17 protein-coding genes are annotated in these 22,846 nt (G+C 33.0%); 13 read left to right on the top strand and 4 right to left on the bottom strand.

What is annotated here, in order from left to right:
• Window positions 1–58 precede the first annotated feature (58 nt).
• The 5 genes from J2W48_RS06650 (at window position 59) to J2W48_RS06630 (ending at window position 4,711) form a co-directional block, all read left to right on the top strand.
• A complete protein-coding gene (locus J2W48_RS06650) occupies window positions 59–472 on the top strand; it encodes a hypothetical protein (RefSeq protein WP_310279641.1) in 414 nt (137 codons plus the stop codon).
• Window positions 469–1,545 carry a hypothetical protein gene (locus J2W48_RS06645; protein ID WP_310279638.1) on the top strand — a complete coding sequence of 359 codons (1,077 nt, stop codon included), beginning with the start codon at window positions 469–471 and terminating at the stop codon, window positions 1,543–1,545. The genes J2W48_RS06650 and J2W48_RS06645 overlap by 4 nt, the downstream gene beginning before the upstream one ends.
• Before the next feature lie 52 nt (window positions 1,546–1,597).
• Window positions 1,598–2,923, top strand: a complete 1,326-nt coding sequence (locus J2W48_RS06640) for a hypothetical protein (RefSeq protein WP_310279636.1) — start codon at window positions 1,598–1,600, stop codon at window positions 2,921–2,923.
• A gap of 331 nt (window positions 2,924–3,254) precedes the next feature.
• On the top strand, window positions 3,255–4,166 hold the full coding sequence (locus J2W48_RS06635) for a hypothetical protein (protein WP_310279634.1): 912 nt from the start codon (window positions 3,255–3,257) through the stop codon (window positions 4,164–4,166).
• 110 nt (window positions 4,167–4,276) lie between these two features.
• Complete coding sequence (locus tag J2W48_RS06630) at window positions 4,277–4,711, top strand: hypothetical protein (RefSeq protein ID WP_310279632.1); 435 nt, start codon at window positions 4,277–4,279, stop codon at window positions 4,709–4,711.
• Window positions 4,712–4,820: 109 nt separating this feature from the next.
• Here J2W48_RS06630 and J2W48_RS06625 read toward each other — a convergent pair whose 3' ends face one another.
• Window positions 4,821–5,429, bottom strand: a complete 609-nt coding sequence (locus tag J2W48_RS06625) for a YkgJ family cysteine cluster protein (protein WP_310279630.1) — start codon at window positions 5,427–5,429, stop codon at window positions 4,821–4,823.
• Window positions 5,430–6,109: 680 nt separating this feature from the next.
• Here J2W48_RS06625 and J2W48_RS06620 point away from each other — a divergent pair.
• The 5 genes from J2W48_RS06620 (at window position 6,110) to J2W48_RS06600 (ending at window position 10,746) form a co-directional block, all read left to right on the top strand.
• Window positions 6,110–6,745 carry a hypothetical protein gene (locus J2W48_RS06620; protein WP_310279628.1) on the top strand — a complete coding sequence of 212 codons (636 nt, stop codon included), beginning with the start codon at window positions 6,110–6,112 and terminating at the stop codon, window positions 6,743–6,745.
• Window positions 6,746–6,896: 151 nt separating this feature from the next.
• On the top strand, window positions 6,897–8,126 hold the full coding sequence (locus J2W48_RS06615) for a TMEM143 family protein (RefSeq protein WP_310279626.1): 1,230 nt from the start codon (window positions 6,897–6,899) through the stop codon (window positions 8,124–8,126).
• Window positions 8,127–8,546: 420 nt separating this feature from the next.
• Window positions 8,547–9,149, top strand: a complete 603-nt coding sequence (locus J2W48_RS06610; protein ID WP_310279624.1) for a TlpA family protein disulfide reductase — start codon at window positions 8,547–8,549, stop codon at window positions 9,147–9,149.
• A 30-nt stretch (window positions 9,150–9,179) separates the two neighbouring features.
• Window positions 9,180–10,025: a hypothetical protein gene (locus J2W48_RS06605; RefSeq protein WP_310279622.1), complete on the top strand. Its 846-nt coding sequence runs from the start codon at window positions 9,180–9,182 to the stop codon at window positions 10,023–10,025.
• A 118-nt stretch (window positions 10,026–10,143) separates the two neighbouring features.
• A complete protein-coding gene (locus J2W48_RS06600; RefSeq protein WP_310279621.1) occupies window positions 10,144–10,746 on the top strand; it encodes a PAS domain-containing protein in 603 nt (200 codons plus the stop codon).
• Between the two features lie 232 nt (window positions 10,747–10,978).
• On the opposite strand, the gene J2W48_RS06595 is transcribed toward J2W48_RS06600, so the two are convergent.
• On the bottom strand, window positions 10,979–11,524 hold the full coding sequence (locus tag J2W48_RS06595; protein ID WP_310279619.1) for a DUF4494 domain-containing protein: 546 nt from the start codon (window positions 11,522–11,524) through the stop codon (window positions 10,979–10,981).
• Between the two features lie 161 nt (window positions 11,525–11,685).
• On the opposite strand from J2W48_RS06595, the gene J2W48_RS06590 reads away from it, so the two are divergent.
• The gene (locus J2W48_RS06590) at window positions 11,686–12,150 is read left to right on the top strand and encodes an Mpo1 family 2-hydroxy fatty acid dioxygenase (protein ID WP_310279617.1); all 465 of its coding nucleotides are present in this window, start codon (window positions 11,686–11,688) and stop codon (window positions 12,148–12,150) included.
• Window positions 12,151–12,190: 40 nt separating this feature from the next.
• Complete coding sequence (locus tag J2W48_RS06585; RefSeq protein ID WP_310279615.1) at window positions 12,191–12,937, top strand: hypothetical protein; 747 nt, start codon at window positions 12,191–12,193, stop codon at window positions 12,935–12,937.
• Between the two features lie 293 nt (window positions 12,938–13,230).
• On the opposite strand, the gene J2W48_RS06580 is transcribed toward J2W48_RS06585, so the two are convergent.
• The gene (locus J2W48_RS06580) at window positions 13,231–15,174 is read right to left on the bottom strand and encodes a GDSL-type esterase/lipase family protein (protein WP_310279613.1); all 1,944 of its coding nucleotides are present in this window, start codon (window positions 15,172–15,174) and stop codon (window positions 13,231–13,233) included.
• 81 nt (window positions 15,175–15,255) lie between these two features.
• A complete protein-coding gene (locus J2W48_RS06575; protein ID WP_310279611.1) occupies window positions 15,256–17,979 on the bottom strand; it encodes a pectinesterase family protein in 2,724 nt (907 codons plus the stop codon).
• 424 nt (window positions 17,980–18,403) lie between these two features.
• Here J2W48_RS06575 and J2W48_RS06570 point away from each other — a divergent pair, with 424 nt between their 5' ends.
• Complete coding sequence (locus tag J2W48_RS06570; RefSeq protein ID WP_310279609.1) at window positions 18,404–22,759, top strand: hybrid sensor histidine kinase/response regulator transcription factor; 4,356 nt, start codon at window positions 18,404–18,406, stop codon at window positions 22,757–22,759.
• Window positions 22,760–22,846 lie beyond the last annotated feature (87 nt).

The following is a 22,846-nucleotide window of genomic DNA, read 5'->3' as shown; positions in this document are numbered from 1 at the left end:
AAAAATACAGAAAAGCTAAAAACTAAGAAATTTGATCAAATTTTAAATTTTATAAATTATGAAAACTTATAATACTAATAATTGCGATGATATAAGAATCCATTTTGATTTGTCAAACAATTTGGGTTTTATACCATTATACACAAAAGTATTCCTAGATTTACAAAATGGAATAAATCCCCAGGCTTCAATATTTACAACACCGATGCATCTCACTGATGCATCTATTCCTTTAACTCAATGGTTCAAACATAACGAGGGTCTTTTAATCTTTGAAACTTATATTAGTTACAAATCATTAAATACACTTTCAGGTGATGTAATTATGGAAAAGGCAAAAAAATTGATTTTCACATATTACTTAGAAGATTCCAATGGGGGAAGTCAATCATTTACAACATATGATTTTGGACCGGCTATTATTAAAAGTAAAGAACTTATTTATTTTAAAGCTTTAATTGACTTAATATGAAAAAAACATTTACTCTACTCTTTTTCGTACTTATCCAAATTTGTTTCTCTCAAAACACTGCCAAATCAGTTGACTTAAAAAGTGTTCAAATCCTGAACTCTACAGCTTTATCACTACTTGATAATACTGCTGCAATAATTACTTCAAATACCGACTGTAAAGATTTCAATATAAATACTGAAAATTTATCAAATATCTCACTTGACTTTAGCCTAAATAAAGGAAAACTTAATGGTTTGGAATATTACGGTCTTGGAAAAAACATTAATGATCTTAAACAAGCTACCATAAACAAACTTTTAAGACCTAATGTTTCAGCTGTAGTAAATCAAACTGACAGTACAACAAATTTAGCAGCAGGATTTAATGTGAATATTTTAACAGTTTTTCGATCAAAGCCAGAAAACATAAAAGCAGCTTACCTATCAATTAGAAAAACAACTGAACAATTGGAAGCCGAAGCAAAATCAATAATGGCAAAAAAATTTCCAAATTTAAATCAATCTTCCTTAGAATATGATAGTCAATACATTAAAGTATTAGACTCTTTACCAACTGAATCGAAAAAAAATGCAGATGATTTCGCCGAAATATTAAAAAAGCCATTATTAACACTTGATTTTGCAGCGGCCTACAGCACTTTATATTCGGACAATACTCATGGAAACAACCAACAGGATAGAGTTGGTGTTTGGAGTACTCTTACTTTTTCTCCAAAAGTGGAAAATAATTATCTTAATCTTTATGGCTTTATCAGATACATAAAAGACAATTCTGTTTACAACAATTTAACTTCAAGTTTTTCAGATCAAATTGAATATTTTGATTATGGCTGTAAAATACAAATCGACATCGATGCTATTTCATTTGGTTATGAATATATCAAAAGAAATGGTAATGGAAAAGACTATAGATCTGTTGGAATAGTACAATATAAGATTAACTCTAATTATTATCTAACAGGTGGTTTTGGAAAAAATTTCACTTCAAATTCATCAAAAGATTTAGTTTCGCTTTTAGGAATAAGATGGGGAATTAACAAAAAAGACAGTAAAGGGTGGGAAGCTCAATAATAGATAAACCTAAACCATTACAACTATCAATTTATAATCAACTACAACTATTATGACAACTAAAATAGGAATATACATTACAGGTCTCGGGCAATCTATTGATAATGAAACCGTAGAAAAATATAGCGAAAGGCTTAAAAATGAATTGAGCTTTAAGACAACTGGCTTTGAATATTTAATTGAGACAAAAAAAATATTATATCGCCCTGAAAAAGAAAGCACAGTAGTTAGTATCGTTAAAAAAGATAAAAAAACAAATACAGAAGAAACCATTTATAAGATATTTGATTTTCAGTATCATAAAATATTAACAGATAAATTTAATCAATATAATATTCTTTTTAAAACTCTAATTCTTTCTGTACTGGTGATAAAAAAAATACCGCAGATTATACTAAGAATGGTTAATAGTAATGGATTTGACAGGCCTTATCAAACTTTTTATGCATTCTTTATCATTTTTCTAATATCCTTATCTGTTCTTTTTTTAGTTCCTTCAGCAGTTAGTATATTAACTGTTGAAAAAAAGGAAAATATCCACAAAACAATATCACACAATAAAACAATATCACACAATAAAACAGCAACAACCAATAAAACAACATTACCCAACAAGCCAATAGCAAAAGAATCTTTTAAAGATTTTATAGATCGTTACTCTAAAATAATATCTGAAAATATAAATCATTATATCGAAAACATTAGAGCATTGGGAGAAATCACATTACCAATTACCACGCTGCTTTTGGTTCTCATACCCCAGTCCAAAACCATAATTACTTCTTTATCTACCGAATTTGCTTGTGTCGATGCCTACATTAATAATGGCGAACAAAGTCAAATTTTATTGGGAAACCTTGATCTTTTAATAGAATACATTGCCGAAAATGAGACTAATCCAGAAATACATTTTCACACTTATAGCTTTGGGAGCATTCTGGCTATAGATGCTCTCTTTCCAATAGCCGAAATACCTCCTTCTGATAATATCCAAAACTTAACTAAACTACTCATAACTACAGGAAATCCTTTTGAATTTATTAATGCTTATTATCCATCTTTTTATAATAGAAGATGTGAAATAATGAAAGACTCTCTAAAATGGATAAATATATATTCCGTATCCGATGTTTTTGCAACAAACTATAGATGTGATGATAACCGAGGTGAAGCAGAATTTGGTATCAAAAATGTTTACCTCTTGCCTGAAAACATCAATTATGAAATTACGTCCGACAAAGCAATGAATCCCATTACTTTTTTATCATTAAGTATCGTAAAAATGCATAAATGTTATTGGGATCCAACTACAATAGGACAAAGTTGTATGAAAGTATTACTACCTCCAATGATAAAAAACAAATATATATCTGTGTAATTATCCTTTTTAAGCCTAAAACAATAACATTGAAGTGATTTAAACTTATTTGTATATTAAAAAGGGTTGACGAAATTTGTGTTGCAAAACATACTCATTCTGCAAATCTAAAGGCTCTACGAAGTGTTCATCAAAAACCGCTACGCGAATGTCTCCGACTTCGCGTATTTTTTTGTAATATCGTTATAAATCATAAACCTGATAAAAGTCTCCTGACTTTAAATCATTTGCTATTAAAATGGTAACACAGTAAATAAAATACTAAACTAGATTTGTTCTATCACAAAAAAATCTTTTCATACATTTACAACTTAACTTTAGTGAAAATTTTATGACCAAAACCTACATTTTACTTCTTCTTACTGGCACTTTATTTTCTTGTGCACAACAAACTGAAAAAATAAATATCAAAGGAACCAAAGTCTTCATCGAAGTTCCTGGTGGTTTTAAATTATCAAAAAGTTTTATTGGTCTTGAAAAAGGCAGTACCGCCATGATCCAGATATCAGACATGGTTGGTGGTAGTTTTTATAGTAATGCTGCCACTTTTTCAAAAAGAGCTTTTGAGGATAGAGGAATAAAAGTATTTGATTACCAAGAATTAAAAATAGACGGGTATCCTGCTAAATATGCTTATGTACAGGGTCAGCCAGGTCAAAAAATGATATCGCTTGTTTTTGGAGATTCAACATTTTGCGATATGGCTATGGCAGTTTTACCCGCAAACGACGAAGCTGTGATCGAACAAGTCAAAAAAGCACTTTTAGCTATTCAATACAAAAAACAAATGAAAGTTGATTATTTGGACTTAGCGTATTTTAAAGTCGAAAAAAATAAATCTGTATTTAAATTTGCTAAAGCCTCTGCAAATATGTTTCTCTATTCAAAAGGTGGTGTTGTAAAAGATTCCTATAAAGAAGAGTCTATGATTATGATTACCCCTCTTCCTTCAGACAATACTACTTTAACAAAAGATAAAATAGCAGAAAGTCTTATTACTGGTTTAACTCAGAACGGTTTTGTAGTAATCGAGCAAAAAAACATTCAAACTTCCCCGGTAAATGGTTTTGATGCTTATGAAATTGAAGTATCTGGTTTTATGAAAGGCCAGAAAGCACTGCTTTATCTCCTTGTACTTACCCAAAATAATCAGGCTATTGGCATAGAGGGCATAGCCTATTCAAACTTTGAGCAAGACTTGATTGAATTTAAAGAAATGGCACATCATGTTGTCTTTAAATAAATGATAAAAAAATGCAAAGTTAAAAAGTAATCAGAATTTTAAATTAACCCATAGCCTAAATCCAACGCAACCAATTTCATACCCTATCATCTATTAAAGAAAAAATAGTTATGAAAAAAATAGTTATAATCTTCATTCTGGCAATTGGCTTTATTTCCTGTAGTGCTGATGGCCAAAACGAAATTACGAATTCTGATTTAACCGGAAAATGGAATTGGGTAAGCACAGATGGCGGAATTGCAGCCAATATTCATAAAACACCCGCTTCTACCGGAAATACTTTGCAATTGAGTTTAATGAAAAATTATACATACTCCATAACTCAAAATGGAAATGAAGTTACAACCGGCAAATATGAATTAGTGTTTAAAAAATCTATTTATTCCGGAGAAATGGAAAGATTCATACAATGCACTGAAACTGAAAATGTACAATCCAAAAGCATTGTAATCAACGGAATAATTAAGGTTTACGAGACAAATAACATGAGTATTTCTGACAACAACCCTGATGGAATTGGAAGTAAATTTGTAAAAGATGAATAAATTTTACCTACAGCTATAAGTGAAGTGATTCATCGAAACCGCCGGTAAACTTCTCCTGACTTTGCGTAATTTTTTATTTTCTTCCTGTAAAAATTTTCTTTATTTAGGTTCAAGCAATATTCTCCAACCCATCCGGAAATGGCCTGTAAGCATAATAATGCAGGACTTCTTCAATTGCTATTTTTAACGCTTCATTTATAGGCAGTACGCTAACTCCCATTCGAAGATCAATTTGAGCAAGACGCATGTAATAATCAGTAAAAACAGGTACTTGTTGTCTGTTATTAATGGCTTGTTCAGCTTTTATAAAATTTTCCTGTTGTTCTTCCTTTATGATTTTGCAGGTCGCCAATCGTAGTTTTCCGTATTTGTCGTTTGTTGCACCGTAACCAAAAAGGCGGCAAATTAATCCGCGATAACGGTAATTGCTGCAACTTCCTTTACGATTTTCCAAAACAGAAAGCGGACGGTATAAAAAACAGTTTTTTGTCGAAATATTGCTTAATTGGGCTAAGGTTTCTTCTGCTTTGCCATTCAAAAACAAATGGAATGCCCAAGGTAAGAATTCTAAAGGCGAAACATCGATATTGGGCGTCGAACAGCATTTGCCACAACCTGCATTACAAAACAAATGTGTCTCTGTTTTAAAAGCTGCAATTTCAATTTCGAGGCGGTCAAACAATGCTTCAACCAGCCGAACCTTATGTTCTATTGCCATTCTTTTTTTGGTAAGGTAGGCTAATAGAAATGGCCGATCCCAGAATCGTGCTTTTATTGTGAATAGTTTGGCATCAGGGAAAAACCAAATTCAAATCTCTAAAAAAAACAATAAAATCCCGATCGTGAGAATTTTCAATCCATGCCCATAACGATGAAACAAACGCTATGAATATTGAAACAACACTATTTATTAGCCACAAATTACACGAATTGGCACTAATTAACTGGTAAAAATTTGTGGCTAAATTTTTTTAGAAGCAAAAGAAAAGTGCATAACTTTAAACTATAGCTGAGACCAATAAAGGCTGAAAAACTTTCTTAAAAAATTAAACAAAACTGAAACAGAACCTGTTAAAAGTAAAATTTCAAGAGGTTTTTTTATGGGAAAACCGTTATATTTTTCTTGTTTGTAATCCATAAATCAAAGGATCTTTCTATAAAAAACTTCTACTGCTTTAAGAATTCTAATAAAAAAGCTACAAATGTCTCCTGCCTTTTGCACTTTTTTAATGTTCTTATAAATCGTTATCCTTTAAAAGGCTTCAATTTAAAGTATCGTTTATAAATTTGAAAAAAAGTTAAGAAATAAAAACGCCAATTATTAGTTGATTTTTATAGATTTGCAAAGTCCGTATATTATAAAAATTACTGGAAAACAATTATAAAATCCCAAAGACAATGAAATCTATTACTTCAACATTTTTATTTTTCATGTTTGCTTGTTCCACTTCTTACTCACAATTGAGTTCAGATCAAATATTTGAAAGTTTTAAACAAGGAGAACGTACCAACTGTTCATCCATTGCTTTTATTAAGGCTTCATTGAATGTTTATGGATTAGACAATCTTTTTGTAACTGAAGAAATAAATGGCAATTTATATAAAATAACATTGAAAAATAATGCCTCATTTAATTTAAAAAAAGATGAAATAGATAAAGCCAGATTTTCTGCTGATTTTGTATACATCAAAGATAATTGTGAGAGCGAAAGAATAACAGAATACGCTATATTGACGTACGCAGTAATGGCAAAATACAGACAAATTATTGACAGGGAGGAAACTTTTGAAAAAGCATTAGCGGATTTAGAAGATGGCGGAGTATACACCCCAACAATTTATAAATATTTAGGATTCGAAAAAGGCAAACAAATTTTAAAGTTAAAGAGACAGGAAGGAAATGAATTTTGTGGGGTTGTCGCCTGGTCAGCAGAGCATGCCGTCTTTGTTTGTGAAGATTTTATGGACTATTATGGCAACAAAAAAAGTCTATGGCTTAAATATCCCGGACGTTTTAGAATAATTAAGTCATAAACAATCCAAACCGCTTAAAAAGCTTCGCCAATAAAAAACATTTGCCAAAACAATAACTAAACTTTAATAGCTATACCACCCTAAAATTAAATTTCGGGTGGTATTTTTGTGTTTTAGAAATCCCAAATAAATTAAAGAACACGAAATCAATATGACACGAGAACATCATATTCCCTTTAATAAGGAATTCTTACTCGAACAACAAATCGCTCCTTTTGCAGAAGACCAACAAAAGGTTGATGATTTTAAAAGATTATTCGATATTATTGAACATTATTATCATTATGAAGCTTTTAATCTTAACCGCAACCTGAAACAAAACTATGCTTCGTTTGATCCTGATTTAAGTCCGGAAGAAAGGAAAAGTTTTAGGGGCAAAAGTGATTTTTTAACTTTCAGAGAAACACTTCATAAAGTTTTGGAGTATGGGAATTATCGCCGTGTGGATGAGGAAACTTTAGAAAAAGCTTTTAGAAATTCAGATCTGATAGGTTTAAATCTTTCCATAGATTTCAATGCTTTTAAAAACTATGAATTATATGTTCGCGGTCATCATAAAGCAAAAGAAAAAGTAAGTAAATATTTTTTTTGGAAGAAGGAAATTGAGATCGACTATTATGATCGCGTCATGATTTACCTGAATTATAATGAAGCCGGTTATCTGAAAGAAAAGAAAGTCAAATTAGGAAAAATGCCTGTTGAACCGGGAACTGTCATTTTAAAAATATTTAAACGTGTTCCTAAAAACGATCTCGAAACGATATTCCCAAATGCAATTCCGAGAATGTCTACAACAGATAAACTATTGTTTTGGGTTCCGGGAATTTTTGGAGGGGTCTCATTACTTAGCACACAGGTAATTCCTGCCTTAATTGCCATGTATGCTGCCTATCAATCAGGTGAAACTATCGACTTATTAAACAGCAAAACCTCTCTTAATCAGGGTTTGATTGCTTTGGGAATATTAGCTGCTTATCTTTTTCGGCAATACAGTGCTTTTGTGAATAAGAAAATCAAATATTCAAAAATGCTTTCGGACAGCCTGTACTTTAAGAATCTGGGAAACAACAGCGGTGCGTTCTATTCTTTACTGAATTCATCCGAAGAAGAAATCCTGAAAGAAACCATTCTGGCATATTCCTTTTTACATAAAAGCCCAAATCCTTTAATGGCTTCAGAACTGGATAATCAAATTGAAACGTGGTTTAAAACAGTCCTGCATACTGATCTTGATTTTGATGTAACTGATGCTTTACTGAAATTAAAAAACATTGGTCTTGGTATAGAAACGAATGGAAAATGGGAAGTTATTCCGTTAGAAAAAGCACTTATTCAAATTGATCAATTATGGGATAGTGTTTTTGATTATAATCAGGGATAGTTTGAATCTGTACAAGTAATTTCTCCTTGTCACAAAACGCTGCTTACCACCAAAAATATCTCCTGATTTTGCCTTTTTGGGCGATTTCTAACTTTACCAAATCAATTTGGTTTTGTTTCTCATTTTAAACTCTTCAAAATTTCTCTCACGTACTGAAACTAAAGAGATTTTGGGCTTAAAATTTTCTCACTAATATTTTTTTCATGCTTTTTATCGGTTTATTTTGCAGTTTATCGATTTAATTCGTAATATTGATCTGACTAAAACAAAACAATCCTTTTAACATAAATATTAATTAAAACTTAACAAACTCTGTTTTTAAGCCTAAAAATACAATCTCAATTTTAATAGTTAACAGTTACTTTTTTAAAACCAATTAACAGTCATAGCTGTTATTTCTTAAAAAAACCTAGCCTGCTTATGTTAAAAAAAATACTCCTTAGCTTGTGGATTTCGTTTCTCTTAGGCATCATATTTGTCTTGTTTTGGCAAAATGAATTCCAGTATAGTTTACCAACCCCGATCCCTGAAAATCATCATGATATTGCGACAGGAACCCGAATTAATTTAGGAAAAGATGTTGTATCAGCATTAAACAAACCTACATTTATTCATTTCTTTAATCCCGACTGCCCTTGTTCTCGCTTTAATGTTCCTCATGTAAGCGGATTAATAAAAAAATATGGCGACAAAATCAATTTCAAGGTCGTTGTACTTAATAAAAATAAGGATTTTACCACAGAAGAAATTCAAAATAAATTCAATGCAAAAGTCCCAGTATTTTTTAATGGGGACATAGCCGCAGAATGTGGTGTATTTTCTACTCCTCAGGCTGTACTTCTTGACGCATCACAAAATTTATATTATCGCGGTAATTATAACAAAACCAGATATTGTACCAATGCTGACAGCAATTATGCACAGATGGCAATTGACTCATTGCTTCATCAAAACAACAAGCCTTCATTTGATGCCCTGGCCCTGAAAGCTTATGGCTGTTCATTACCTAAATGTACTAAATAAACCTAAATCTAACCTTTTATTACCATCATTATGAAAACAAAAGCGAGTTTAAACGAACAGGATTATCTACACAATTTCATGTCGACAATGACACAAAAATCAGATACGATTGTTAATTATGTCCTTGTTGTCTATTTTCTTCTCGGAATAGCATTAGCTTTTAAATACGATACCTGGGAAATTGGAGCCGGAGTTGGGGGCCTCAATCTTATTATCTATTATTCAGCTAAATATTTCCTTAAAAACTCTAAATTTTATCAATATGTGCTTTCTGTAGTACTCGCTATCTTTATGGCACAATATATCTATCAGATGCATGGTTTATTCGAAATGCATTTTACGGTATTTATTGCCAGTACAATTTTGATTATTTATCAAAACTGGAAATTACAAATTCCGCTTACTCTTTTGGTAGTGATTCACCACGTAGGACTGGCTTATGTACAAAACTTTGTTTTTACTAATCCAAAAGGGCTGCAAATATACTTTTCGCAGGTAAATTTTGATTTGGAAACCCTAATTATACATATTGTACTGGCTGCCATCGTATTTTTTATGAATGGTTACTGGTCTTATTATTTTAAGAAACATAGTGAAAATCATATTTCTAAAATTTCCGGAGAATATGAATTAGAGAACATCAAACTGGCATCAGCCAAATACAGTTCAGCATCAGCAACGAAAGAGTATAATGATTTTATTTATAAAACTACTTATGATATTAAATCTCCGGTTAACTCGATGCTAACCCTTATTGATGCTTCAAAAGGAAGAACGGATAATGAAGAACTGATTAGCTATTTTGATTTAATGAAAGAAAACATCAAAAAAATTGATGTATTAGTAAATCAAATTCACAGTAAATCAGCGAATTAAATTGTAAAAAATTAACTAAAAAATTAAATCAGGCCAAAAACAGGCATGAGTTAATATAATTTAGTATATCCTAATTACAAAAAAAAAACTATATCTAATTAATCTTAAATAAATATTTATGGACACAAGAACTAATCGCCCGACTCCATCTGACAGAGAAGTTGATTGGAACAAAACTAAGGTGCTGTTAAGTAAAACTGATACCAAGGGAACGATTTTATATGCCAACGAAGATTTTATTGACGTTTCGGGTTATGATGAATTTGAGTTAATTGGTCAGCCTCATAATATTGTACGTCACCCGGATATGCCTAAAGTAATTTTTAAATTTTTGTGGGATAGCATTAAAGCGGGCAAAAACATTCATGCTATTATAAAAAATATGTCTAAAACGGGCAGATACTATTGGGTCATAACTGATTTTAAAATTATTGCCGATTCTGATGGGGTAATTGCAGGATTTTTTGGTACCCGAAAATCAGTTTCTGAAGATATTATAGTAAAGTTTATAGAACCTCTTTATAAAAAGCTATTGCATATAGAAGAGGCAAGCGGGATCAAAGCATCTGAAGAATATTTAATTGGTTTTCTAGAAGAGCGAAACAAAACCTATATGGAATATATTGATCATCTGGTAGCAACAGGGAAAGATGATAAGGAAAAAATTAAAAAAGGCCTTTTTAATGGATTATTTGAAAAAAAGCCTCTTCCTAAAAAATAAATTCAGACATAAGTAAGTCGAAAGTTTAAAAGTCGTAAAGTCAAAAGAAGCAACACTGTGAATAACTATTAAAAATCAATACCTTACATCATTTTGTTTAATTTTAAAACACGACATTATACTATGTTTGTTACTTACTTCCTAAATAAAATAAATAAATTGCTTACTAATTATTAAAACAAAAAAGAGAACCACAAGTCCTCTTTTTTGTTCCTTTTTATTCCTTTTGCCATTATTCGGCTTCTACTTCAATAAAATCTTCTACTGTTTCTCCCACAGCTACCAATTCAGGTTTAGATCCTTTAAGAGCATTGAATTTTTCCAATTGTGCCAAATCTTCTTCTTCTCCGCTGAAATACGGAAAAACATCCATAATTGGTGATTCTGAAATTGCCGGAATAGTATAGTCACCCATAGTGTTTTTCATTACGCTCACAGTATTATCATAAGCTTCTTTTACATCATTGGCCTGAACTAACAAATACATGTTTGTTTTGCGCTCTTTACCGCTTTCCTCGTCAAAAGCCACTAAAGAAACTTTCGATTTAAACCAGCGATCTGCATTCTCGAAAGGATGAATTTCAGCATAATTCGCTACTTTTATATTGGTAATTTTAAATTCTTCGCTTACGTAAGCAGCCATCTCTTCATTAATTCTGCTTTCTGCTTCTGTATAAGATATCGCATCAACCAAATAAGGCTCTGTCGTTACCTTTTGTGATCCAATATCATCCGTTTTTCTGTATTTTACCTTGCATTCGTACCAAATTGTGCTCATCTCTAATTTTTTTAAGGATGCCAAAGATAGATTTTAAAGAAAACAAAAACTGCCTATTCTGAAAATAGATATTCACAATTTTAGAATAGGAATTGGTCTTGAAATTTGCTGCAAACTGAGAAATATTTAATAGCTTTGATACAATTTCTAAATCCTGAACAATGAGAACATTAGACCAATGGTTTGAAGAATACGCAGTTAGCCATCAAAACCCAAAGAACAAAGCCATCCATTATATATGTGTTCCGGCGATTTATTTCTCGATAGTTGGTTTATTAATGAGTATTCCAAGTGGTTTTATTGCCCGTACTTTACAGCTCAATGCTCCCTTAATCGAAAATTGGGCTGCTGTGGTATTGCTTTTTGTGCTTATTTTCTACATCCGGTTATCGGTTGCCATGGCTGTCAAGATTGCGATTTTTTCTGCCCTTTGTTTGGTTGCAAATTATTATATCGGACAAGTTTTGCCTTTGTGGATGTTCTCAATCGGCGTGTTTATTATTGCCTGGATTGGACAATTCTACGGGCATAATATTGAAGGCAAAAAACCCTCTTTTCTTAAAGATATTCAGTTTTTAATGATTGGTCCGGCATGGGTAGTGGAGAATTTGTTTTCTAAGAAATAGGGGTTCAATACTAAATTGAGTCAGCTTTAACAATACTATTATGAAAATAAACAACCAGGAAGTTAAAATTGAGAGTTATGATATTTTTACCTATCGAAGAATCCGGCGCACTATTGGCTATTTAGGAATCAGTCTGCCCCTACTTTTGATCGCTTTGTCTTTTATTTCTTTTTTTCGGACTCCGGTCCAGCCTTCAATAAGTCATTATTACTATACCAATCTTAGGGAAATTTTTACAGGGTCTTTATGCGCAGTGGGTTTATTTTTGATTTGCTATAAGGGTCATGGCAGTATTTCTGTGTGGAAAAACGACAACCTCCTGACCAATATTGCCGGAATTATGGCTCTGGGTGTAGCATTAATTCCAACAAATTCTGCTGCTGTACCTCATAAAATTTATACCCTGATTCCGTACTCAGAAAAATGGATTGGCTGGTTTCATTATGGGTTTGCTGCTTTGTTATTTTTAATATTTGCATTATTAGCTATTAACGTTTTTACGATTCGCCGGGAAAACGAAACCCGGGCACCAAAAAGTGTCCTGAACGAAAACAACATTTACAGATGCTGCGGTTATTTGATATTGACTTTTATTATTATGGTACCAGTAGCCGAACGATTCAATCTGTTTCCTTATTCGACTTTGGTTTTTGAAGCGCTTTCCCTTTTTGCTTTTGGGACTGCCTGGTTAATCAAAGGACGTGCCTTAGGGGATAAAGGAATTATTGGACAGAAACTGTATCAGGAAGACAATCCTGTTGACACCGAAAAGGTTTTTGAGGAATAGAAATGAAAAAACAATCAAAATCTAAAGTAGGTATATGAGTTGTGGATATTGTATTATTTAATTCTGCCTAAAAAATTAATACTATTATTTGCCACTAATTAATTTGTGAAAATTCGGGTACTTTGTGGCTAATATTTTTTTAGAAGCTAAATGCACTCAAATACATAGTTGCAAACTATATCAGACTAATAAAAAGGGCAAAAAAGATAAATTCTTCTTTGCCCTTTAAATTGTTGATATTTTTTTTGTTTTCTTTAAAAATACTGGTTACAAAATTTATGTACAAAAACTATTTACTGTACTAAAAATTTTATTGTTTTTGTGCCTTCTTCAGATTGAAGCTTACCAATATAAATACCTTTAATTTTTGGTGACTCTATACTTGAATCATCATTAATAATTGATGACTTAAGCACTTGTTTTCCGGTTAAATCATAGATTGTGATTTTACTGTTTTCGGGAGCATTTTCTATCTTAATAAAACCATTTTTCACTACCCATTTTAATTGATTTTTTGAAAAATCATCTGTCGATAAGCTGGAAGCAGGAAGGGCTATTCCGTGAATTTTAACATCTGCGAGGCATATTGTTTTTCCTGTAGATGCTGAGCTATACCAAGGATATACACGTAGTTTTAAGGTTGTCCCATAAGGAATTTTAAGAACAGGAATTTTTGAAACAGCATACATCGTATTTGATGCCATACTTGTAAACTCTCCTGCTACTGATGTAGTGGCAAAATCATCGGTAGAATAAGAAATACGGCATCTCATACCACTTCCGCCTGCTCCGCCAACATACATGCTTATTAAATCAATATTTAATTCTGTTCCCTGAGCTGCGGAAATTCCAAACTGGATATAACGTGTTGATACTTCGTCAATCTCTCCTGCAGGCCAGGCACCGCCATCAATTAGGTTTCTTTGTGTTTTTCTTGTGGTATAAGCATTACTATCTGCAGGCCATATAGTAGTGCTGTTTGGTACAGCATATGATTGTACGTTCATCCCTGAATGAGTTTGATCAACAGCAGTCGCGGGTCCCTGCAAAACATAACTGTCATTGGTAGTCAATCCCCAAATAAGATTAACTTCAGTCCCTCCTGTCAATGTAATAAAATTAGCTGTCAGCGGAACCGTTTTTGTTACGGTTCCGTTAGTTACGGTAAGTGTACCGCTTTTATTTCCTCCAACCGACTGAGTTGTTGAGATATAAAATTTTGTAAATGCAAGATTACCACCTGTATAATTCATATTAATAGAAGAACCAAAAGTGTCCGTTTTATTTACGGCAATCAAAAAACCATCACTCACAGACAGGCTAAATGCTCCGGCAGCCGGAACAAGATCAAAACCGGTAATGGTTACTTCTTTTGTAAGCGTCTGACCGGTATAGGCATCTCCAAAATCACAAGCCGTTGGATTAATCAGAACATCCGTTGATGTATTAATATAAGATGCTAAAATATTTTGTTTTACCATTTCCTGCGCACATAATCTGGCTGTTAATGTCCCTAATAATGCCGTAGGGTGTGTAGAATCTGCTGAAACGTAAAGTTGAGCTGTACTGGCAGCATCGCCATAAGATTCAATTAGATCTTTTGTTAAGGTTGTTAAGTCGATAAGCTGCACTCCTTTTTCTACTGCAACTTCATTCATTGCATAAGCATAATCATAAGTATGATCTGTTGCCGGAAGACCAAAATCAGGGCCTAAATCATGCATGCCTTTACGTGTAATAGCACCACCGCTAAAATATTTTCGACATAATGGGGTGGCTAAAATTGGTGTAGCTCCCAAAGCACGTGTCTCATCAATATATTTTCTAAGATAATCTTTATAAGTTGTTTGTGGATTGGTACCTCTATAGTCCGTTCCGTTGATTGGATTTTGGGGATCTGTCCCACCATCAAGACCTCCGTTTTTCTCATCGTTATGAGCAAACTGAATGATGACATAGTCACCAGCTTTTATCTGTTGCTTTACGGTTGTCCAATAAGGTGCTTCCATATAAAAACTTTTACTGCTTGCACCATTTTTTGCACGATTATTAACCGTGACTCCTGTTGAAAAAAACTGTTGAAACATCATACCCCAACCTCGTATATCCGAAGTATTTTCGTCATAAGTAGCCATTGTAGAATCGCCAATGGTATGAAGGGTAATTTGTGCCTTTGCAGACATGATGCTGCAAAAAACTAAAGCAGCAACAAATAATTTTGATAATAGTGATTTCATTTTTTTTATTTTATGTAATTAGGGGGTATATGAAAAACATATACTTCGTGGTATTCATTTAAGAGAATAAAATTTGTAATCTTACTTTTTATAAACCTTAACAGCTCCTTGTTTACCATTAATTTTATATCGAACAATATAGATGCCCGATTTCAGACTATTCAAATTTATTTCTGTAGCAGCCTTGGTTTGATACACGCGCTGTCCGGTAATGGAGTAAACATCAAGGTTTTCAGGTACGCCATTTATTCTCAACATGCCATCTTCTAAAAATATTTTTTCATCTATCCCTAAAGTACCGGAATTTACAGTAATAGAACCCGCACCTGTAAGTAAACCAGGATGAGTAGTGGCATTGTATGTTCCATTTTCCAGCTGGGTTCCGTTCAAAGTAAATTGTTTAACCGTAACAGCAGTATTTAATACCGCTGAAGCTGACCCGGCTATATTCATATTTAAAGCATTCCCGGCACATTTTTCATGATTAAAAATAGCTTTATTGTTAAACGCCAGGCTAATTGTCCCTTTTCCAAAAGCATTTTCTACAGCTCCATTAATTGCTGATGAGCCTCCGGCATTAGCAGCAGCGATAGTTAAATCCCAGGTTCCTGTAAAATTGCTATTATCCCCTCCCAGTTTTGCAGTTGCTGTATTGGCGAAATCCCTGATGTTTCGCACTATTACTTTGTATGCACCGGAAAAAGTACCCGGCAAATCCATAACACTACCGGCAACATTATTACTGCTCATGGTAAGAGAAACATCACCCTCTAAAATAATTGGGGCATTTAAATAGAAGCCTGTACCACTTGTTGCATACGTAATAATAGTTCCCTGGGACATTCTGACAGGACCTAAACATTTTGAGTCTTTTGTTTGTCTTAAACGAATAGTTCCACCAGTTTTCACATACATATCACCTTCAAATTGCGAAAGTGCTGATTCAATTGTTATGCCGCTGTTAACATTCACTTTTTCTCCTGCCTGTGGCAACAAAGCCGGAGAATATTTTGTTACATCATCCCAAAGTCCGCCCAGAAAAGCAAATTCGCCTGGCCTTCCGATAATTATTTTGCCTGAACCGCTAATTGTAGTTGCATTAGTAGTTGCATCATATACACCAATAGGCTGTAAAACACCGTCAATATACCATTCATTAATTGTTATGTCCTGATTAAGTGCTATTGATGCGGTTCCTTCAGTATAAAGTGCCGTCTTAACATCAACAGCATTACTAACATCTACGGTTAACTTTCCATTAGTTTTTACAGTTACTTTTGGTGATTTACCTAATGAGTTTCCAACTTTAGCTTGTAAATCACCTGCCTCAATAACTAAATTACCGGTATAACCTGAATTATTGTTGTTAAACTGACATATACCTGCGCCAGTTTTAGTTATTTGGTGTACTCCACTAAGGGTTGCAGTGATATTCAGATTTCCGGAAACATTGATATTTAATGCTCCTTTAGTTTTAATATTTCCTGATAATGACGCACTAGCTGAAGAAGAAACAGTTGATTGATTAAGTGTAAGCAAAGTGGCTGAACTATTTGCAGAAACATCAATGGTTGCACCATTTACTAAATTTAAATCTGCGGCAAAATTTCCGCCATTTGCATCTATTGTCAAACTGCCATCAACATTTGCGGCTTCTGAAGCTGCCGGCAAACCATCAGGATTCCAGTTATTAGCTTCCAGCCATCCCGTATTGGCGGCACCTCCATCCCAATTATACACTGTTACAGTTGGTGCTATAGCTGTAGGATCCCAATTGTCGGATCCAGCCAATACTACTTGTGGCTCATATAAATTAGCTTCATTTTGATCCACCATTGCCCTAAGGCCTGCCCAATTTGCCCTTCCACTCATATCTGCACCTTGTCCCGTATTCATCCATTCGTATAAATGAAGTCTTGTATCAGTATCAGAATAGCCCATATTCCATTTATCACCCCAGCCTAAAGGATCGATTTCTGCAGGCATTGTACAATAAAGCCATGCTACCTTTGGATATTGATGCCATGGACGACCAAATTTTATTAGCGCACCATCATCACCATTTCTAGGGCTGTTGGGCTGATACGTTAAATTACACTTATAGAATACAAAGCCATAAGTTTGTGTCGCTTCGGTTGAAGGTGCTGTTATCCATGCCCCTCCGTAACTCCTAATTTCGCATTCATTAAACACACCTACTCCACGACCATAGATATAGTCAGTACGGCCTAAAATCATACAGGATTTAAAATAAGCACGTGAGGTTTCCGCCATCCAAAAATAAATGGTATCCTGATAGGCAAGTATGTCACAATTGATAAATACATTTCGGTCTGCCTGAAGTGTAATGGCCTGTGCCTGACCCACTGGTCCGGCAGTATTTCGAATAGTTATATTTTCTGCCCTAAAATCATTTGCCATGATCGTAAGGGTTGCAGCAGTTCTTACTAAATTAGTATTACTGGCCCAAAGTGCCACCTTATTATCCGGACATAAACCATCACCGCCATCATTACAGTTATAAATATCATAAGAAATAATAGTTTCTTCCCTGCTCTCACCAATCAGGGTAATATTGGTTTTATTGGCAGGAATAATTAATTTTTCCTGGTCATATAAACCCCGCTTTACATAAATAATAGTAGGCGTCCCTGCCGGTACTGCATCAAAAGCTGCCTGTATAGAGGTAAAATCCCCAGTTCCATTGATATCTACAACAATGTCCGGATTAAAATTCTGGGCAGCAGATTGATTAAAAAATAATAGTCCCACAATTAAGAGGACAAAAAAGTCGATTTTTTTCATAAAAATTTTGGTTAGTTAGTAATTGGTTTTTTGTTAATATCATAGTTATTGTTTTTTAATATCCGGGTTAAATGGAGGTTTTTATTTTTTATCCTGACTAAACTTTGATAATATAGATTTAATCATTATTAGGCGAAAAAAAGTAAATATTTCATTTCATTGAAAAATAAATTATCAATACAGTTTTTTTAATGCCAATTTTTTGATAATAATTATATCTTGTGTCAAAAATATTTTAATAAAACAATAATGACTTTCAATTTTTGGTCATTTGCTTCTAATTTTTGGTCACTATGGTTATTTACCGGGGATTACGATTGACAAATACTGTTTTTAGATTTATTTTTATTGCACATAAAGCATAAAAAGGTCTCTGTAATGAAGAAAATACAATTATTAAAAAAATTAAAAACCAGAATTACTAATGAAAAAACTTCTGTTGGCTAAATTTTTAATGGCGCTTTTATTTATTACTTCCATAAATGGATTAACAGCACAGATAAAATGTAAAATAGAAAATTACTCTACAGAAGATGGGCTTTCCCATGACGCCATTAGAGGTATAATAAAAGACAAAGAAGGTTTTATGTGGTTTGCCACATGGGATGGCATTAATAGGTTTGACGGAAAAAATTTCATTACTTATAAAGCAACTGCCGGAAATAATAGCAACCTGAGTAACAACCGCATCGACTTAATTAAGGAAGATGCCTCCGGATATATATGGATTAAAGTCTATGATAACCAGATTTACAGATTCGACAAGAGTACCGAATCATTTCTTTCTGTTGCCAGCATTTTAGGAACCAATAAAATTGTATTTGATAAGATCATCCCTACTGATAACGGTAATGTTTGGCTGACAACTATTGATAAAGGCATTTTTCTAGCAGAAAAAAAGCCTGATGGCCAAATTAAAATCAGTCACTTCAAACAAAATTTAAAGACTAATTTCTCTATAGCTTCAAATAACTTAAATTTTGTAATTAAAGAGCAGGATAATTCTGTTTGGGTGGGTTCTGATAAAGGATTAGATAATATTTATAAATCTAAATATCAGGGATATCAAAGCAAAAATATAGTAAAAAACAGCAATCTAAAATGTCTTCTTATACAAGACGATAATGTCTGGACTGGTACTAGTGAAGGGGAGTTAATTTGTTACGATAAAATTCATAAAAAGTATTGGAAAACTACTGTCGCTAAAAAGGCCCTAAACGCAATAATAAAATCTAAAAATGAAAATTTATTATTTATTACCACTTCTGCAGGAGAGCTGATATCTTTTAATACAATAACTTTAAAAACAGAGTCGACACTTAAAGTTTCTGATTCCCCGGTATACAAAATTTATCAGGACAGACAGGGTTTATTGTGGATTGAACCTGATAAACACGGGGTTTTAATGGTAAATCCAAAAGAAAAAAGTATTCAATTTTTTTCCCAACAAAATGATGCCACTTTTTTACAGCTAAAACATAGTTTTGGTTTTTTTGAAGATAATTTTGATAGGGTTTGGGTAAAATTAAAAGGTGGTGGTTTTAGCTATTACAACCCAAAAACCAATACATTCGATTTCTTTTTTAATAAACCGGGAGACGAAAATCAGAAATTTTCAAATATTATTTCCAGTATGTATTTTGATCCTTCGGGAATTCTCTGGATTAGCACTAACGACAGAGGTATTAATAAAATCATTTTTCAAAAAAATATTTTTCAACAGCAGCTTTTAGTCCAAGACACTAAAAATAAATCTGAAAATGAAATCAGGGCTGTTTTTACAGATAAAGCGAATAGATTATGGCTTGCTTCAAAAGCAGGGAAATTAAAAGTTTACCAGAATAATCAGGAATTAAAAAACCTGTTTGTAAATTATAAAATGGATGAAATTGGTATTGTATACTCCATCACTGGAGATGCAAAAGGGAATATCTGGTTAGGTACAAAAGGAAATGGCCTGTACAAGGCAACTCCAGTCAATGTCCAAAATTCACAATACATATTAAAGCAATTTAAAACAGACAAAAACGACCCTAAAAGCATAAGCAGTAACATAATCTATTCTGTTTTAGAAGACAGAAAAGGACATATTTGGATAGGCACCTATGATAATGGAATAAATTTGCTGGAAGAAAATAATGGCGAATTTAATTTTATCCATCAATTTAAAAATTACCCGATTACAGAGTCCGGCAAAGTAAGATATTTAGCGGAAGGCTATAAAGGTCAAATCTGGGTTGCAACAACTAATGGATTAGTAACTTTTAATCCCGACAATTACAATCCGGATAAATTAAAATTTTCAAGATATGAAATGATTTCCAGTGACAAATTCAGCCTGGGCAGTAATGATGTGTTATTCCTTTATAAGGATTCAGATGATAAAATGTGGCTTTCGACGGCCGGAGGCGGGCTCAATCTGGCTATTGAAACAAAAGGGAATCATTTAAAATTTAAAAACTTTACAAAAGACAATGGTTTGCCTAGTGATTTTATCCTGAGCATGGCAGAGGATGATGAAAAAAATTTATGGTTAGCGACTGAAAATGGTATTTCAAAATTTAATTTGCTTAATCATACCTTTAGAAATTATGATTCCTATGATGGTTTGCTTAAAACTGTCTTTTCTGAATCAGCAAGTTTGAAATTATTAAATGGCAATTTAATTTTTGGCTGCAGAAATGGTTACTTAACCTTCAGCCCAAAGAAAATAGAGAACCAAAAAAATGCTGCAAGAATGGTTTTTACTAATTTTGAAATTAACAATAAAAGTTCAAATGTAAAATCTGTAGAATTTCCTTTGGAGGTGGCTATAAATTACAATAACGATATTCAGTTAAAGTATACGGATAACACGATTAGTATTTACTACACGGTTTTAGATTACAGATCAAATAACAAACAATTGTATGCTTACCGATTAAAAGGCCTTGATGACACATGGCATCCCGTAAAAAACCAGAAAAAAGCAACCTTTACAAACTTACCACCCGGAGATTACCAGTTTGAAGTGAAATGTCTCAACACGGAATTATATAGCAATATCCCTCAAAAAAAATTATCGTTTACTATTACCCCTCCGTTCTGGAAAACCAATCTGGCCTATTTTTTATATGCAATTATCTTTCTTGTTGTACTCGAAATCTCAAGAAGAATAGCTTATTCCATGATTCGGCTACGAAACAAAGTGGTGATAGAACAAAAAATGACAGAGCTAAAGCTGAATTTTTTCACCAATATTTCGCACGAATTAAGGACTCCCCTAACCTTGATTGTGAACCCAATAAATGAAATTGCCAAAAACGAAAAATTAAGTCCGTTAGGTAGTGAATATATAGAGACCGTGAGAAAAAACGCTAACCGGCTAGTCCGATTTGTGAATCAGTTACTTGATTTTAGAAAAGTCCAAAGCGGAAAGGAAGAACTCCATATTGAACCTCTAGAACTGGTCTCTTTTGTAAATGAGATAAATACTTTGTTTTCTCAGGCCGCGCATGAAAAAAATATAAAAATTAAAACACAATCCAATTCTGAAACCCTTACTGTAAACCTGGACAAAGAAAAAATGGATATTACAATCTATAATTTGTTGTCCAACGCCATCAAATTCTCTCCTAATGATAGTGTTATCACAATTGAACTAAAAGTAGAAAATGATAATTTTTTAAAAATTAATGTTACCGATCAGGGTCCCGGAGTAGATGAAAACAAACTTGAAGATATATTCAGGCTTTATTATGAAACAGACACCGGCAAAAATAAAATTGCAGGAACCGGAATTGGCCTGGCACTTTGCAAAGAATATGTGCAATTACACCAGGGCACTATCTATGCCGTAAATAACGACAACGGCGGTCTTACCGTTTCCATCGAAATAGATTTAAATAACGAAATTTTTCTAAACAGCAGCTATAAGTTGAACCTGGCAGGAGAAAATTTAAAAAAACATGATATTCCTAACAATGAAAATAACGAGAATCAAGTTGCTCAAAATAATTACAATACTCACTTTCCTGAGGTTCTTATCGTAGAAGATAATCATGAATTAAGGGCATTCCTAAAAAGTCAGCTGCAGCAATTTTACCGCATATTAGAAGCCGAAAACGGAAAGGAAGGTTTAGTAACAGCCACAAATAAACTTCCGGATTTAATTATAAGCGACATTATGATGCCACAAATGGATGGTATTGAATTACTTGATGCACTAAAAAATGCAACAGCAACCAGCCATATTCCGGTAATTTTATTAACTGCAAAATCGTCTGTAGAAAGTCAAATTGAAGGTTTAAATTATGGGGCCGATTATTATATTACAAAACCTTTCGATACCGATTTTCTAATGGCTTGTATTGAAAATTTAATTCAGCATAGAAAGAAAATATTTGAGCACTTACAAACTAATGTAAAAACAATTGCACTAGAACCATGCGAAATAGTCATTACTACTAAAGATGAACAGTTCTTAAAGGACATTATAGCTATTGTAGAAAATGGCTTAACCAATCCAAAATTCAACATCGATGTTATTGCAAAGACACTGAATATGTCAAGGGTTACCTTTAACAGGAAATTCAAAAGCCTTACCAACATGACACCTGTAGAATTTGTCAGCAATATGCGGATAAAAAGAGCCAGACAATTTCTGGATGCAGGTGAAACAGATATTGCAGATATTGCCTATAAAGTTGGATTTAATGGTGCCGGATATTTCAGTACATGCTTTAAAGAATTATACAAAATATCTCCTTCTGATTATTTAAAACAAAAAAAGTGTAAATGAGGTAAAACAAGTCAATTGATTCTGATCTGAAACAGACCTGATATCCATCCAACGGGTTTATTATTTTAAAACTATACCTAAATCCTT

Source organism: Flavobacterium piscis (genome assembly GCF_031457575.1).
Classification (GTDB): Bacteria; Bacteroidota; Bacteroidia; order Flavobacteriales; family Flavobacteriaceae; genus Flavobacterium; species Flavobacterium piscis_A.
This window is presented reverse-complemented; position numbering and strand designations above follow the sequence as displayed.